Below are 13,608 nucleotides of genomic sequence, written 5' to 3'. Positions count from 1 at the left end.
GAGAGACCTGAGTACAGATGAGCGTCACCAAGGCCGGCTCGGCTTCAGATCGGCTCCGGGCCCTCGGTCTGGAACTTCCCAGCCTTGCCAGTAACGCATACTTCGTGGACCACCGGGCGGTGGACTCCTGCATCCATATCTCCGGCCAGCTGCCTTTCAAGGACGGTGAGCTGCTGGGCCAGGGCATTGTCGGCCGGGATGTCGAGCTGGAGACAGCGCAGGAGCTCGCCCGCCATGCCGCGCTCAACTGCCTCGCAGCAGCTGTGCAGGCAGTGGGAGATCTGGACCGGGTCCGGATCGTGCAGATGCTGGTCTTCGTGGCCAGTACGCCTGATTTCGGTCTGCAGTCGCGGGTCGCCAACGCCGCAAGTGAACTGCTCATCGAGGTGTTGGGCGAGAACGGACGGCATGCCCGTACCGCGATCGGTGTGGCCGGGCTGCCGCTCAACACTCCTGTAGAGATTCAGATGGTCTGCACGGCCGTTTAGTTACGGGGCGACGGCGGCGTGCTCAGGACCCCGCACAGTCAACATTCGAGGAAAGTCAGCATCGCTACCCTCGACCATTTATCGACAGAATCATGAGGAGTACAGCGTGAACCGCATTCAACGAGCACTCGAGGCTCTCGTAGAGCGAGTTGACACTCCCGCGCCGATCGTGCTGGTCGACGTGATGCAGGACAACATCGACCGCATGCAGGGCTTTGCCGCCCGGCACCACCTCGACGTCAGGCCGCACGTCAAGACGCACAAGTGTGTGGAAATCGGTCGGCGCCAGGTCAAGGCGGGAGCGGTCGGAATCACCGCAGGCAACGTGGGTGAGGCCGAGGTCTTCGCGGCGGCCGGGTTCGACGATGTCTTCCTCGCCTACCCGATCTGGCCTTCGGGAACGAAAGGGAGGCGGATCCGGCGGCTCGCCGAGACCACCCGGCTGCGGGTAGGCGCCGACAACGTCGCGGCGATCAATGGCCTCGCCGACGCGATGGGCGCAGAACCGGACCGCCTGCAGATCGTGATCGAGGTCGAATGTGGCGCCCGTCGTTCCGGAGCGCCGGCCGAGGCCGCGGGCGACCTCGCCCTCGCCGCCCGCAACCGCGGCCTGGTACCGGTAGGCGTCTTCACCTACCCGGGTCACGGCAGCGCCGGCCCTGACGCCCGCAGGGGTGCGGCCCAGGACCAGGACGCCGCGCTCATTGCCGCGGTTCGCAGCCTCAGCGCAGCTGGGGTCACCGCGGAGGTGGTCAGCGCCGGGTCCACTCCCACCGTGGAGTTCTCCACCAGCAGCGTCATCACCGAAATCCGGCCCGGCGAATACGTGTTCAACGATCTCAACAACACCAGGCTCGGAGCCTGCACCGAGGATCAGATCGCACTGTTCGTCGCCGGCACCGTGGTCAGCGACTGGGTTCCCGATCAGGTCATCCTCGATATCGGCACCAAAGCCCTTGGCCGCGAAGGCAGCCCCGAGCGCGGCTACGGTGGCATTGCCGGCACTAACGCTGTGCTGTCCAAGCTCAACGAATACCACGGATTCCTCCCGCTGCCCCCTGGAGACTTCCGCCCGGGCGTCGGAACCGTGCTTCCAGTGGTCCCCAACCACGTCTGCCCGGTGGTGGTCAATTTCGAGGAGTACATCGTCACCGACAGCGCGGGCACATCGCTGGAGCGGTGGCCTGTGGATGCCCGCGGATTCCTTAACTAACCGACGCGGACGGCAAGTCCCGCCCCCTAGCTACAACCCAAGCAACCTGACTCACGATGGAGTGACTGATATGAGACTTGATAAGACCGCGGCCCTGGTAACCGGAGCCAACAGCGGAATCGGGGAGGCAATATGTTCCCACTTTCGCCGCGAGGGCGCCCGCCTGTTGCTCACCGGCCGCAGGGAGCAACTCGACAGCGCCCAGCCCGATGACCTGTACGTCCCCGGAGACCTCAATGACGAGGCGTTCGTCGAAAGCCTGGCCCGCCAGACCGCCGAGTCCTTCGGCACCGTCGACGTCGTCGTCCTGAACCACGGCCTGCAGGTCAGCGGCCCGCTCACGGAGATGGCGTACGAGGATGCGAAAAACGTACTCCACAGCAACCTGCTCAGCGCCTTCTTAGTGATGAAGCACTTCGCGCCGCTGATGCCCGCTACGGGTGGCTCGTTCGTCCTCGTCAGCTCGCGGCTCGGCATGGTCGGCAAGCCCGATGAAGTCCTGTACTCCGCGGCCAAGGGCGGCCTCATCATGCTCGCCAAGGGAGCGGCGATTGAATGGGCCCCCCGCAACATCCGCGTCAACGTCGTCGCACCGGGCCTGACCGCCACCCCGGTCATCGAAGCATCGTTCCAACGCAGGAACGACCCCGAGGCCTACCGCGCCCAGCGCGAGGGGCAGATCCCGCTCCAACGCCTCGCCACCCCCGAAGAAATCGCCGACGCCATACTTTTCATGGCGTCGTCGGAATCCTCCTACATCACCGGAGCGGTCCTCCCCGTCGACGGCGGATACACCGCGTTCTAAACACCCAGGCCATGTAGCGTCTGGGTGTTGACCCGGCCGTCCTATTAGCTCAACGGTTCCAACACAAAGAAGGACAACTATGAAAGCCCTAGCGGCAACCCCCCGAAACGGAGAGCTCGGCTTCTGGATGGCCGGACTGGCGGACAACAGGCCAACCTACCCCCGCTTCACAGGTCAGGACCAAGTAGATCTGGCAATTATCGGTGGCGGCTACACAGGCCTCTGGGCGGCATACTTCGCCAAGAAGCTCGAGCCGTCACTCTCCGTCGCGGTTTTTGAGGCAGAACAGATAGGCTACGGCGCGTCCGGACGGAACGGCGGTTGGCTATCGGCAATGCCTCCCGGAAACCGTGCCACGTTTGCCCGTGTATCCGGGGGCGGGGTCGAGGCGAGCCGTGCCTTGCAGCAGGAGTTTGTCGCCGGCGTCGATTCCGTCCTGGATATTCTTCAGACCGAGGGAATTAATGCGGACCAGAACAAGGCCGGCGCGCTCGTCGCTGCCCACACCAGGGCGGGGCTTGGCCGGCTGGTAGCCAGGCGTGATGCCGACTGGAAGTATGGGCTGACCGAAGACGATGTGCATTTGCTTGACCGGAACGAGTTCCAAAACGAGATCAACATATCCACCGTCCACGGCGGGCTCTTCTACAAGCACTGCGCCCGCCTTCATCCGGCGAAACTTGCCTACGGTCTCGCTGACATCCTGACTTCCATGGGGGTGAGCATCTACGAAGGCAGCCGGGTAGGCAGCATCGACGGCAATACCCTCACCCTGGACAACGGGCGGGTGACCGCGGCCAAAACGTTCGTCTGCACCGAGGGATATTCCGGGCAACTGCTTGGCAGCAGGACCCTGATACCAATCAATTCCTCGATGCTCGTGACCAAGCCGCTATCGGAGGAGGTGTGGCAGCAGATTGGCTGGAACGGGCTGCAGTGCCTCAGCGACTCCGCACACACGTTCATCTATTCGCAGCGAACAGCGGACGGCCGCATCGCCATTGGCGGCCGGGGAGTGCCGTACAGCTACGGCTCCGGCACAGGGGGCACCGGTTCAACTGCGCAGTCCACTGTCGACCTGATCTCTACGAAGCTTCGCTCCTTCTTCCCTGGTATCCAGTTCGAAGTGGACCATGCCTGGTCCGGAGTCCTGGGCGTTACCCGTGACTGGAACGGCGGCGTGCATTGGGACCAAGCGTCCGGAATCGGATCTTCTACCGGTTACGCAGGACACGGCGTCACGGCAGCTTACGTTGGCGGCCGAACCCTCGTGGAGCTGGCTTTCGAACAAGAATCAGAACGGACCACACTTCCCTGGGTCGGGTACCGCGCACGGAAATGGGAACGTGAGCCCATCCGCTGGCTGGGTGTTCACGGCATGTACCGGCTGTTCGGAATTGCTGACCAGTGGGAAGAGCGCAGGGATTCCACCAAGACCTCACTCCTGGCCAGATTCGGCAGCAGACTCGCTGGACTTCACGAATAACGCACCAACCAAAACTTTCACCTGAACCCATTCGAAGGGAAGCACCATGAAGACCCTCAACAAAGTCCAGGCCGCGGACAAACGGGAACCCCGCACGCAAGCGTTCCTTGAACAGGTGCTCTGACCATGGACGGAAAGCTCGCCGTCATTGGCCTGGGCAGCATCGGCAGCATGGCCCTCTGGCAGGCATCGCGCCTGACCGATTCCGTGGTCGGATTCGAGGCGCAGTCACCTGGTCACGCCAGAAGCGCGGTAGGTGGCGACACCCGCCTGTTCCGCATGATCTACCGCGGTCTCCCCGACTACTACCCCATCCTGCAGCGTTCCCGGGATCTCTGGGCCGAACTGGAAGCGGAAACCGGACAGGACATCCTCATCCGTTGCGGCGGACTCTCCATCGGCACCGCCGACGGCCCATACATCCGCAACCTCCTCGAAACCACCCGAACCAACCGGGCTGCCCACGAAATCCTGAACAGGGACGCCATGGCCGAACGCTACCCCCAGCACAACCTCCGGGCCGATGACTGCGCCGTCTACGACCCGAACGCCGGTGCTCTGCGCACCGACCGTGCCGTCACCGCGGCCGTCGCCGCAGCACAGGCCAATGGCGCAACCGTCCTCAGCAATACGCCTGTCAGCAGCATCCGGGAAACTGACGACGGCGTTGTTGTCACGTCCGGAGAAAACTCGTGGACCTTCGAGCGGGTCATTGTTTCCTCAGGGGGCTGGTCGCAGCGGCTTATGCCTGACTATCTGAAGGCGCACACGGAAACACGCAGGATTTTTCTGTCCTGGTTCGTTGCCCGCGACGCAGCCCAGTTCACCCCCGACAGGTTCCCCATTTTCAGCAGGATCTACGAAGGCCGCTCCATGTATGGGGCACCCTCCGTCGACGGGGTCACGGTCAAGGCCACCCTTGACGGGCGTGGGGCACCAACCCCCGCCGCTGACTCGGTGCCAAGGGACCTGACGGACTTTGAGATGGCCGAAACCACCGAGACGGTTCAGGAGTTCTTCCCCGGCCTGATCCCAAACATCGTTCGCTCAGACGCCTTCCCGGACCTCTACACCGGGGATCGGAACCCGCTGTTGGGATGGCTCAGCGAGTCAAGCAAGATCTATTGCGCCACAGGCTTCTCAGGGGGCGGATTCAAGAATGCCACCGGGTACGGCCACATTGCCGCGTACGAAGTGCTCGGCAAACAGTCACTCGGAGGCCTGGAATTCGTACGCCCGGACAGGTTTGAGACGAGCTGGGCCAATCCGTCAGCCAGCACCGCAACAGCAATCTAGACAACCCGTAGTATGCCGAAACGTGAGATGAGTGGATGCCAATGGCGGCACCAGAAGGACTGCTTGCACTCGAGGGAAGACCCACGGCGCAGGTGATCGCTGACCACTTGCGGGAACAAATCGTCCAGGGGTCCATCCGCCCCGGGCAACAGCTCAACGAATCCCTCCTGGCGAACCAGCTCAACACATCCAGAGGTCCTCTCCGGGAAGCACTACAGCGTTTGAGCCAGGAAGGGATCCTGATCAGTCGGCGCAACTACGGAGTGTTCGTCAAAGAGGTCGAAACGCATGACCTTAGGGAGATCTACGCGGTTCGTGAGTCCATCGAATGCGCCGCCGCCACCAGGCTGTTGGACAGCAGCCCGAAGCAGATCAAAGACACCTGCGGAGTGCTGAAGGAAATTGTAGGCGAAATGGCAAAGCAAGTGGCCGGTTCCGACTGGCAGACCATGGCAGGGCTGGACATGCAGTTCCATTCAGCCCTTGTTGCCGGCATGGGAAATTCCCGTTTCATCCGTATCTACAAGACACTCGCGGCTGAATCAAGAATGTGTATCTTCGACTTGGAAGTCTTCTACCCAAGGATGGACGTTCTGGTACAGGAACACCAAAGCATCCTGGATCTCTTGAAGGCAGGCGACAGGCATGGCCTCCTCATGGCCATCAAGCGGCATATGCAAAAAGCCGTTGAGGACCTCACTGCAACTCAGCAGGAAAAACCATCAGCGTCTGACGTCTAGCCCTGGCCGCAGGGCCACGACGGGCGCCCTGTATAATCGACAATCGACAAGAGAGGCGGCACGATGGACCGCAAGTTCAAGTGGCAAGAACAGCGGACGACGACGCCGGACGGCGTCTACAGCGTGCTGCGTACAGCCATCCTGGACGGAACTGTGCCTCCAGGCGGGCAACTGCGCGAGACGCACATTGCTGCCGATCTCGGAATCAGTCGGTCCCCCCTGCGTGAGGCCTTGACCCGGCTTGAAGAGGAGGGGCTGGTCGTAAAGATCCCCTTCCGGGGATCCTTCGTAGTGGAGGTCAGTGCTCGCGATGTCGCCGAGATCGCATCTATCCGTTTGCTTGTTGAGCCATACGCTGCTGAGCTCTCGGCCGCAACGTTGCGCGGTCCTGAGCGGCTTCGGTTGAAGCAAACCATCGAGGAACTTTACCGGGCCACGGACACAAACGACATCCCGGCCAGTATTGACGCTCACCTTCGCTTTCACAGGCTCTTCTACGAATATTCGGGGAACGCCGCCCTGCACGCCCTGTGGAACGGTTGGGAGAACAAGCTGCGTCTCTACTTCTCGGTCGACCATCGGACTTACAGCGACCTCCATGAAATCGCCGTTGAGCACGAGAGACTGGCTGCACTTGCTTTGGAAGGTGACATCGAGGGCTTCCGTCAGGAGACGGTCCGTCAGTTCCAAAACGCGCTCCGCGCCGAAAGTTAAACCAACGCCAAACCAATGCCGCGCTTCCCTTGACAGGGGCGCGGCAGCTCTTTGTTCTGCCCTCCTACAGGCCTTGCCGAGTAACGGTTCTGTCCCAAATCCCCGACTTGTGGCCTAACATTGCGCTTCTCGCGTCGTGGTCAGGGTTACCTTGAGTGTCGCCAAGTCTTCGGAAAAAGTGTATAGCTGTTATACAGTTTTAGGGTGACGATCAATGAAGTGGTGACAGTTGCCGACGCCGTCCGTGTCCGGCTTGAACGCAGCCTCCTGGCCGGAGACTACTCAGCGGGAGCACGAGTTAAGGACAGCCACGTTGCCCAGAAGTTGGGCGTTGCGAGGCCCACTGCCCGCGTTGCGGTACAGAGCCTCATCGCTGATGGCTTCCTGGAACGCGAAACCGGGCAAAGTGCAAGGGTCCGTCGTTTCTCCGTCCAGGACGTCGCCGACATATTTCGCGTGCGCCGACTCATCGAATTTGAGGCGGTCCGGTCGGTCTGCCAAGGCGCCGATACGAAGCCGATCCGGGAATCCTTGGCGAGGTTTTCCGAAGTCAGGGATGACCAGGATTGGGAAACAGCGGCACAAGCTGACATGGGCTTTCATGCGGCAGTCGTGGCAGCTGCGGACTCGCCAAGGCTGAGCAGGCTCTTTCAAACGATTTCCACAGAGATCCGCCTCCTGATGGCACTTCTTCGCCCCCGGTACCCCCAAGTGTCCACGCTGCACGATGAACATACCGTTCTTCTGAATGCCCTGATCGCCGGCATCCCGGAAGAAGCATTGCAGCTTTGGGCGGCCCATTTGAACGACGCCGAAGCGTTCCTGAGCACCAGAATCTCGGAAGAACCCTCCCGAGATCACTAGGTCGGCACAGCACCCGCTACCGATCATGGGTGGACTTCCCGCCGGCACTCCCCCTCGGTGGCATCTCGATTCATCAAGACCGTTCCATGAAAGACCAAGTGGAAAGCGCATCATGCATTCAAAGTTCACCCCCCCGGAACATGCACCGATCCTGGAAAGGCTTAAGGCCGCGGGTGTGCCCATGGAAGCCTCGGGACACCGGTTGGCCGCATACTCCTACGACGCGTCCAATTACCGGATCCCGCCTGTTGGTGTTGTGTTTCCGCGCAGCGTCGACGACGTCGTGGCCGTCATGGCGGCGTGCGGGGAAACCGATACTGCGCTGATAAGCCGCGGCGGCGGGACGTCCATGGCTGGAAACGCCATCGGCCCGGGAATCGTGCTGGACTTCTCGCGGCACATGAACCGGATCATCACCATCGATGAGAAGACAGGAACGGCAGACGTCGAAGCCGGCGTTGTGCTTGCCCAGCTCACCCGCGAAACCGAACGCGCAACGGGCGAGAGCCTCACGTTCGCCCCCGACCCGTCCTCAAAAAACCGTGCCACCATCGGTGGCACCATCGGCAACGACGCCTGCGGCAACCACTCGGTCCGCTATGGACGGACTTCCGATCACGTCCACGAGATCGACGTCGTCACCTCCGACGGCGCCCTACTCACCGCATCAGATAAGGGCGTCCGGGCCACCAATTCGTCCGACGCTTACTCCGTATCTCGAGCGTTCCAGTTGGGCGAAGACCTCAAAAGGCTCGCCCAGGACAACCTGGCTGCTTTCCGCCGTGAACTTGGCCGCATCCAGCGCCAGGTTTCCGGCTACCACCTTGCCAATCTGCTGCCGGAGAACGGCCTGAACGTTGCCAGGGCACTGGTCGGCACCGAAGGAACCTGTGCCGTCGTCGTCCGCGCCCGCATGAAACTCGTCCCCAAGCCATCCAGTGCGCTGCTGGTCTGCCTAGGCTATGCCGACGTCGTCGATGCCGCAAAGGACATCGAGACCATCCTTGACTTCTCGCCGGCAGCTGTCGAGGGCATCGATGAGGCCATCGTGGATACCATGCGGCTGCGCCGCGGAGACGACTCCGTCCTGGCGCTTCCCCGGGGCAAGGCGTTCCTGTACGTGGACCTCGACGGCGACGACCCCGACGAAGTGGCCCGTCTGGCCGCTCTGCTGCTGGAAAGGCTGGCCGGGAACGGCCGCCTGGTGGACGGATGCGCCGTTCCGGACTCTACCGAACGCGCTACGTTATGGCGGGTGCGGGAAGACGGCGCAGGGCTGTCGTCAAGGCCCGCCAGCGGCGGGGAATCCCTGGCCGGCTGGGAGGACTCCGCCGTTGCCCCACAGAACCTTGCAGCCTACCTGGCCGATTTCCGGACGCTCCTGGACGAGTATGAGCTGACCGGGATCATGTACGGACACTTTGGGGCGGGATGCATGCACATCCGCATCACCTACGACCTGCGCACGGAAGAAGGCCGCAGCGTGTTCCGCAAGTTCACGCAGGCCGCCGCCGAACTTGTGGTCCGCCACGGAGGTTCCCTGTCCGGAGAACACGGCGACGGACGTGCCCGCTCGGCACTGCTTTCGCAGATGTACTCCCCCGGTATGCTCACCGCGTTCGAGGAATACCGCAGGCTTTGGGATGAGGCAGGGATCCTGAATCCGGGTTCCATCACCGATCCGGATCCGTTTGACGCCAACCTGGCACTCGAGGGCGTCCCCGAGCGTGAGTGGAGAACGCACTTCGAGCTCCGGCCCGTCGAGGCAGCCGCGGCAGGGGCCGACCCCTGGGTACATGCCGTCCAGGCTTGCATCGGCGTCGGCAGATGCCGTTCAGACTCCGGCGGGGTGATGTGCCCCAGCTTCCGCGCCACAGGGGACGAGAAGGACTCAACGCGGGGACGGTCCAGGGTGCTCCAGGACATGGTCCGGGGTGCCCGGACCGTCGACGAAGGCTGGAAGTCTGAAGATGTCCGCGAGGCTTTGGACCTGTGCCTGGCCTGCAAGGCCTGCTCCAACGACTGTCCCGCAGGCGTGGACATGGCCAGTTACAAATCGGAGTTCTTCTCGCACTACTACGAGGGGAGGCTTCGGCCCATGTCGCACTTCTCCCTCGGGTGGCTGCCCAGGTGGCTGAAGCTAACGTCCCGCATTAGCCCGCTGGTCAATGCCGTCCTGGCAAGCCCGTTTGGGAAGGTCGTGGCCGCTGCGGGTGGCCTCACCACCAAGAGGAATATGCCGGTGTTCGCGTCCCGGAAGATGCTTCGCGACGCCCTCGCCCCGTACAGCGCCCCCGCCAAGACAGCCGACGCAGTACTGTTCGTTGACTCGTTCACCAAGGGTTTCAGGCCCGAAGTGGCCGGGGCAGCAGCCCGGGTCATGGAAAGCACGGGAAGGCAAGTCGGCTGCGAATCGGATGCCTGCTGCGGCCTGACCTGGATTTCCACCGGTCAACTCGGCACCGCGAAGAAGCTCATGAGCAAGGCCGTGGCGAAGCTCGATGACGGCACCGATGCACCGATCGTCGTCATCGAACCAAGCTGCGCCGCCGCATTGAAGAAGGACGCGCCGGAACTGCTCGGCACCGAGGCCGCCGAACGCGTATCCCACAGGATCCGCAGCTTCGCCGAAGCCGTGAAGGAATGGGTTGACGCAGGTTGGGCGCCACCGGCCGTACCCACGGACGTGACTGTGCAGACCCACTGCCACGAGTACTCGACCTTCGGGGCTACAGTCCAGCGCAAGGCACTGGCCGCCCTCGGCGTCGCCAATGTCACCGAGGCAACCGGCTGCTGCGGGGTCGCCGGGAACTTCGGCTTCGAAGCCACCCACTATGACATCGCCATGAAGGTAGCGGAACAGGCACTGGCTCCGGCCCTCGCCCGAACCTCCCAGGACACACCTGTCCTTGCAGACGGCTTCAGCTGTGCGATGCAGGTCAAGCAATTGGAACCCGAGCGCAAGAGCCTCCACCTTGCCGAACTCCTTGATCCCCGGAACAACGTCCCTTAGAGGAAGCCCTAACCGAAAGAGAGAACCAATGAGCCTTACAACCAACGTCGCTATGCCGCTGATTACGGCGGACGCCGACAGCCTCCGGCACGCGGATGCCGTTATCCAGTCCATCAACCTGCCCAGCCAGGGCATCGCTGTCCAGGACCCCGCCACCGCCGAGACCATAGCCCACGTCCCTGACGCTGATGTCGAGGCTGCACTGGAAGCTGTGGGGAAGGCCGACGGCGCGGGAGCTGATTGGTCAAACAGCACCCTTCGTCAGCGCGCCGACGTGCTGCACGCCTGGTACGACAAGCTCGTTGCCCACACCGAAGACCTCGCACACCTGATCTCACGCGAAATGGGCAAGCCACTCGCAGAGGCCCGCGGCGAGGTCAAGTACGGCACCGACTTCGTGCGCTGGTACGCCGAGGAGGCCGTGCGCCCCGCAGGAAACTTCCGGGAAACCCCGGACGGCGGCGCGAGCCTCCTGACCCGCCGCTCCCCCGTGGGCCTGGCGGTGCTGATCACGCCATGGAACTTCCCGCTGGCCATGGCAACCCGAAAAATCGCACCGGCGCTGGCAGCAGGATGCCCCGTCGTCATCAAGCCTGCGACCCTTACTCCCCTGACGACATACTTTGCGGTCCAGCTCGCCATCGAGGCCGGGGTGCCTGAAGCACTGATCCAGGTCATCACCACCTCAAAGTCAGGGGCGTTCAGCGAAGCCGTCCTGCTGGACCCAAGGGTCCGGAAGGTTTCATTCACCGGGTCAACGCCGGTGGGCCGTCAGCTCCTGAAGCTTGCCTCCCAGAATGTGCTCCGCAGCTCGATGGAGCTCGGCGGTAACGCACCGCTCATCGTCTTCAACGACGCTGACCTTCAGCGGGCCGTGGAGGGAACGTTTGCCGCGAAGCTGCGCAACGGCGGACAGTCCTGCATTGGAGCCAACCGCATCTACGTCCAGGACGGGATAGCCGATGACTTCGTCGCCGCGCTCACCGAACGCTTCGCCCAGGTCGCCGTCGGTAGCGGCCTCGGACAGCAGACCGGACTCGGTGCACTGATCGATGACCGTGCAGTCGCTCAGATGCAGGCGTACACCGAGAACGCCGTGAGCCTGGGCGCCACACTGCTGACCGGTGGCCACGGCTACGACTCGGCAGGCAACTTCTTCGCCCCGACCGTCCTGGACCGCGTCACGGAAGATTCCGACGTTGCCCGGTCCGAGATTTTCGGCCCCATCGCGGCCATTCAGCGGTTCAGCTCAGAAGCCGAGGCAATCACCCGGGCCAACGCGACAGAGTTTGGCCTCGCCGGCTATGTCTTCACCGAGAACCTCGACCGTGCCCTCAATGTCGCCGATCGTCTAGAGACCGGCATCGTGGGTATCAACCAAGGCGTACCGTCCAATGCTTCCGCCCCCTTCGGAGGCATCAAGCAGTCCGGCCTCGGACGCGAGGGAAGCTCCGAAGGCCTGGAAGAATACGAAAACATCCGCTTCTACAACGTGGCGCGGCGCACCACTGCCTAGTATTCACTCCGGGAGCGCGCCGGCCTGACCCAGCGGGGCAGGCCGGGCCGGTCCGGATCACACCATCGTTGAGACCGGCGCCAGTATTGGCGCCGGTCTCAACCATGTGCAGTGACGGTTGGCTGGAACTGAAAGTCCGACGCCGGCGCGCACCCAACTGGCCACCTCGCCAATGTTGCCGCAGCAGCGGAAGTCCCGCGCCGCCGTCGTGAGCGGCAGGAACGCTAGCAGGGGCCGGCCGCGGTGAAGCTCGTCAACACCTGCGTGCCGCCGGCGTCGCTGACCATCATGATCGCCACTTTGAGCTTGAAGTTCGAACACTCCTCAGCGGTCATCCTGCTTCTCAGGCGCCACTGGGTGACTGCGATAAATACGTACACAAACAGGGCGACCAGCCCGGTTGAATTCATGATGAAGTCGTAAATTCCCGAACCCGGCGCAATGAAGTTCACGAGCGTTGCAACGAGGCCGCCGATGGTCGAGGCAATTACAGCGACAGCCGGGACGCCGCGCTAGGTGCGCTTCGCAACGACGGCCGGTGCAAGCCCCTTTTTCAGCATGGGCACTTGCCCCGCCTGCGTCGTCGGAGGAAACGGGACGGTTTTCCGGCGTGACGCGTGGAGGTGTCAATTCAGCGTTATCGTCCCAGGTCACGAAAGCTGCTGTCTGGTCCGCAGAAGGACCGCCGGCTGGGTGAAGTAACCGCGTAAGGACCAAAAGGCAGAAAAAGGCGCAAATTCCTGACACTAAGCGGTCAGTTGTCCTTACATGTCTGAGCAAGCGATGGCAGGACGGAATACTCCGAAAACACTCTGTCGACGGACGGTGAAAGTGGTTGCATTAAAGTACAACTGTTTTGGGGTCCAGCCGCCTCAAACCACGAGTGTCAATTGGCTCGTCTCTCCAAAGGAAGCGGTCATGAAGGCCAGGAACAGAGTCCAGATTGCAGTTGCCGGGTTGGCAGTCCTGTTAGCACTGAGCGCATGCGGCGGCGGCATTGACACCAGTGGAGGCTCCACCACGTCTTCTACCGCCGACATTTCCGAGGGTGTCCAGCCTGACCAGGCTGCCGTTGCGCTTTTGCCGCAGTCCTACAAGGACAAGGGCGAACTGACGGTGGCCATGGATCTGCACTTTCCGCCAACGACCTTCCTCGCCGAGGACAATGTGACCCCAATCGGCGTAACCCTGACATCGCACGCCTGGTGGCGAAGAAACTCGGCCTGAAGCTGAGGTTCGAGAACACCAGTTTCGACACCATTATTCCGGGGATCGACGGCGGTCGCTTTGACTCACAGTTACCCGCCCAAAGAGAGGAGAACCCGGCCACAAGAACTGCCACCCACCCCAGGTGGGCTTCCCCATTGTGACAAAACGTTCGATATCGGCCTTCTACGATAGGCGCGGGTGTCCCCGAAAGGCGGCTATTTCCTGCCGTAGGTTCGGCTTCACGCCACACCTACGGTTCCACTT

Annotated in this window: 13 protein-coding genes; 12 read left to right on the top strand and 1 reads right to left on the bottom strand. The window is 62.5% G+C overall.

Going from position 1 to position 13,608, the window contains the following annotated elements:
* Positions 1-17: 17 nt before the first annotated feature.
* The 10 genes from NIBR502772_RS12275 (at position 18) to NIBR502772_RS12230 (ending at position 12,135) form a co-directional block, all read left to right on the top strand.
* Entirely contained in the window at positions 18-488 is a 471-nt protein-coding gene (locus NIBR502772_RS12275) for a RidA family protein (protein ID WP_141140405.1), read from the top strand.
* Positions 489-594: 106 nt separating this feature from the next.
* The gene (locus NIBR502772_RS12270; protein ID WP_141140404.1) at positions 595-1,701 is read left to right on the top strand and encodes an alanine racemase; all 1,107 of its coding nucleotides are present in this window, start codon (positions 595-597) and stop codon (positions 1,699-1,701) included.
* 70 nt (positions 1,702-1,771) lie between these two features.
* Positions 1,772-2,506 carry an SDR family NAD(P)-dependent oxidoreductase gene (locus NIBR502772_RS12265; RefSeq protein WP_141140403.1) on the top strand — a complete coding sequence of 245 codons (735 nt, stop codon included), beginning with the start codon at positions 1,772-1,774 and terminating at the stop codon, positions 2,504-2,506.
* Positions 2,507-2,585: 79 nt separating this feature from the next.
* Positions 2,586-3,992 (top strand): FAD-binding oxidoreductase, encoded by a 1,407-nt coding sequence (locus NIBR502772_RS12260; protein WP_210412289.1) that lies wholly within the window; start codon positions 2,586-2,588, stop codon positions 3,990-3,992.
* Between the two features lie 126 nt (positions 3,993-4,118).
* The gene (locus NIBR502772_RS12255; protein WP_141140402.1) at positions 4,119-5,288 is read left to right on the top strand and encodes an FAD-dependent oxidoreductase; all 1,170 of its coding nucleotides are present in this window, start codon (positions 4,119-4,121) and stop codon (positions 5,286-5,288) included.
* A 41-nt stretch (positions 5,289-5,329) separates the two neighbouring features.
* On the top strand, positions 5,330-6,028 hold the full coding sequence (locus tag NIBR502772_RS12250) for a GntR family transcriptional regulator (RefSeq protein WP_141140401.1): 699 nt from the start codon (positions 5,330-5,332) through the stop codon (positions 6,026-6,028).
* A gap of 63 nt (positions 6,029-6,091) precedes the next feature.
* The gene (locus NIBR502772_RS12245; protein WP_141140400.1) at positions 6,092-6,742 is read left to right on the top strand and encodes a GntR family transcriptional regulator; all 651 of its coding nucleotides are present in this window, start codon (positions 6,092-6,094) and stop codon (positions 6,740-6,742) included.
* Positions 6,743-6,946: 204 nt separating this feature from the next.
* The gene (locus NIBR502772_RS12240) at positions 6,947-7,606 is read left to right on the top strand and encodes a GntR family transcriptional regulator (RefSeq protein WP_141140399.1); all 660 of its coding nucleotides are present in this window, start codon (positions 6,947-6,949) and stop codon (positions 7,604-7,606) included.
* A gap of 112 nt (positions 7,607-7,718) precedes the next feature.
* A complete protein-coding gene (locus NIBR502772_RS12235; protein WP_141140398.1) occupies positions 7,719-10,619 on the top strand; it encodes an FAD-binding and (Fe-S)-binding domain-containing protein in 2,901 nt (966 codons plus the stop codon).
* A gap of 28 nt (positions 10,620-10,647) precedes the next feature.
* A complete protein-coding gene (locus NIBR502772_RS12230; RefSeq protein ID WP_141140397.1) occupies positions 10,648-12,135 on the top strand; it encodes an NAD-dependent succinate-semialdehyde dehydrogenase in 1,488 nt (495 codons plus the stop codon).
* A 224-nt stretch (positions 12,136-12,359) separates the two neighbouring features.
* Here NIBR502772_RS12230 and NIBR502772_RS12225 read toward each other — a convergent pair whose 3' ends face one another.
* On the bottom strand, positions 12,360-12,587 hold the full coding sequence (locus NIBR502772_RS12225) for a hypothetical protein (protein ID WP_246848491.1): 228 nt from the start codon (positions 12,585-12,587) through the stop codon (positions 12,360-12,362).
* A 466-nt stretch (positions 12,588-13,053) separates the two neighbouring features.
* On the opposite strand from NIBR502772_RS12225, the gene NIBR502772_RS12220 reads away from it, so the two are divergent.
* Positions 13,054-13,362: a hypothetical protein gene (locus NIBR502772_RS12220; protein ID WP_246848490.1), complete on the top strand. Its 309-nt coding sequence runs from the start codon at positions 13,054-13,056 to the stop codon at positions 13,360-13,362.
* Positions 13,341-13,505, top strand: a complete 165-nt coding sequence (locus NIBR502772_RS23105; protein WP_371706663.1) for a hypothetical protein — start codon at positions 13,341-13,343, stop codon at positions 13,503-13,505. Before NIBR502772_RS12220 ends, NIBR502772_RS23105 begins: the two co-directional genes overlap by 22 nt.
* Positions 13,506-13,608: the final 103 nt, after the last annotated feature.

The organism is Pseudarthrobacter sp. NIBRBAC000502772 (genome assembly GCF_006517235.1).
Classification (GTDB): Bacteria; Actinomycetota; Actinomycetes; order Actinomycetales; family Micrococcaceae; genus Arthrobacter.
This window is presented reverse-complemented; position numbering and strand designations above follow the sequence as displayed.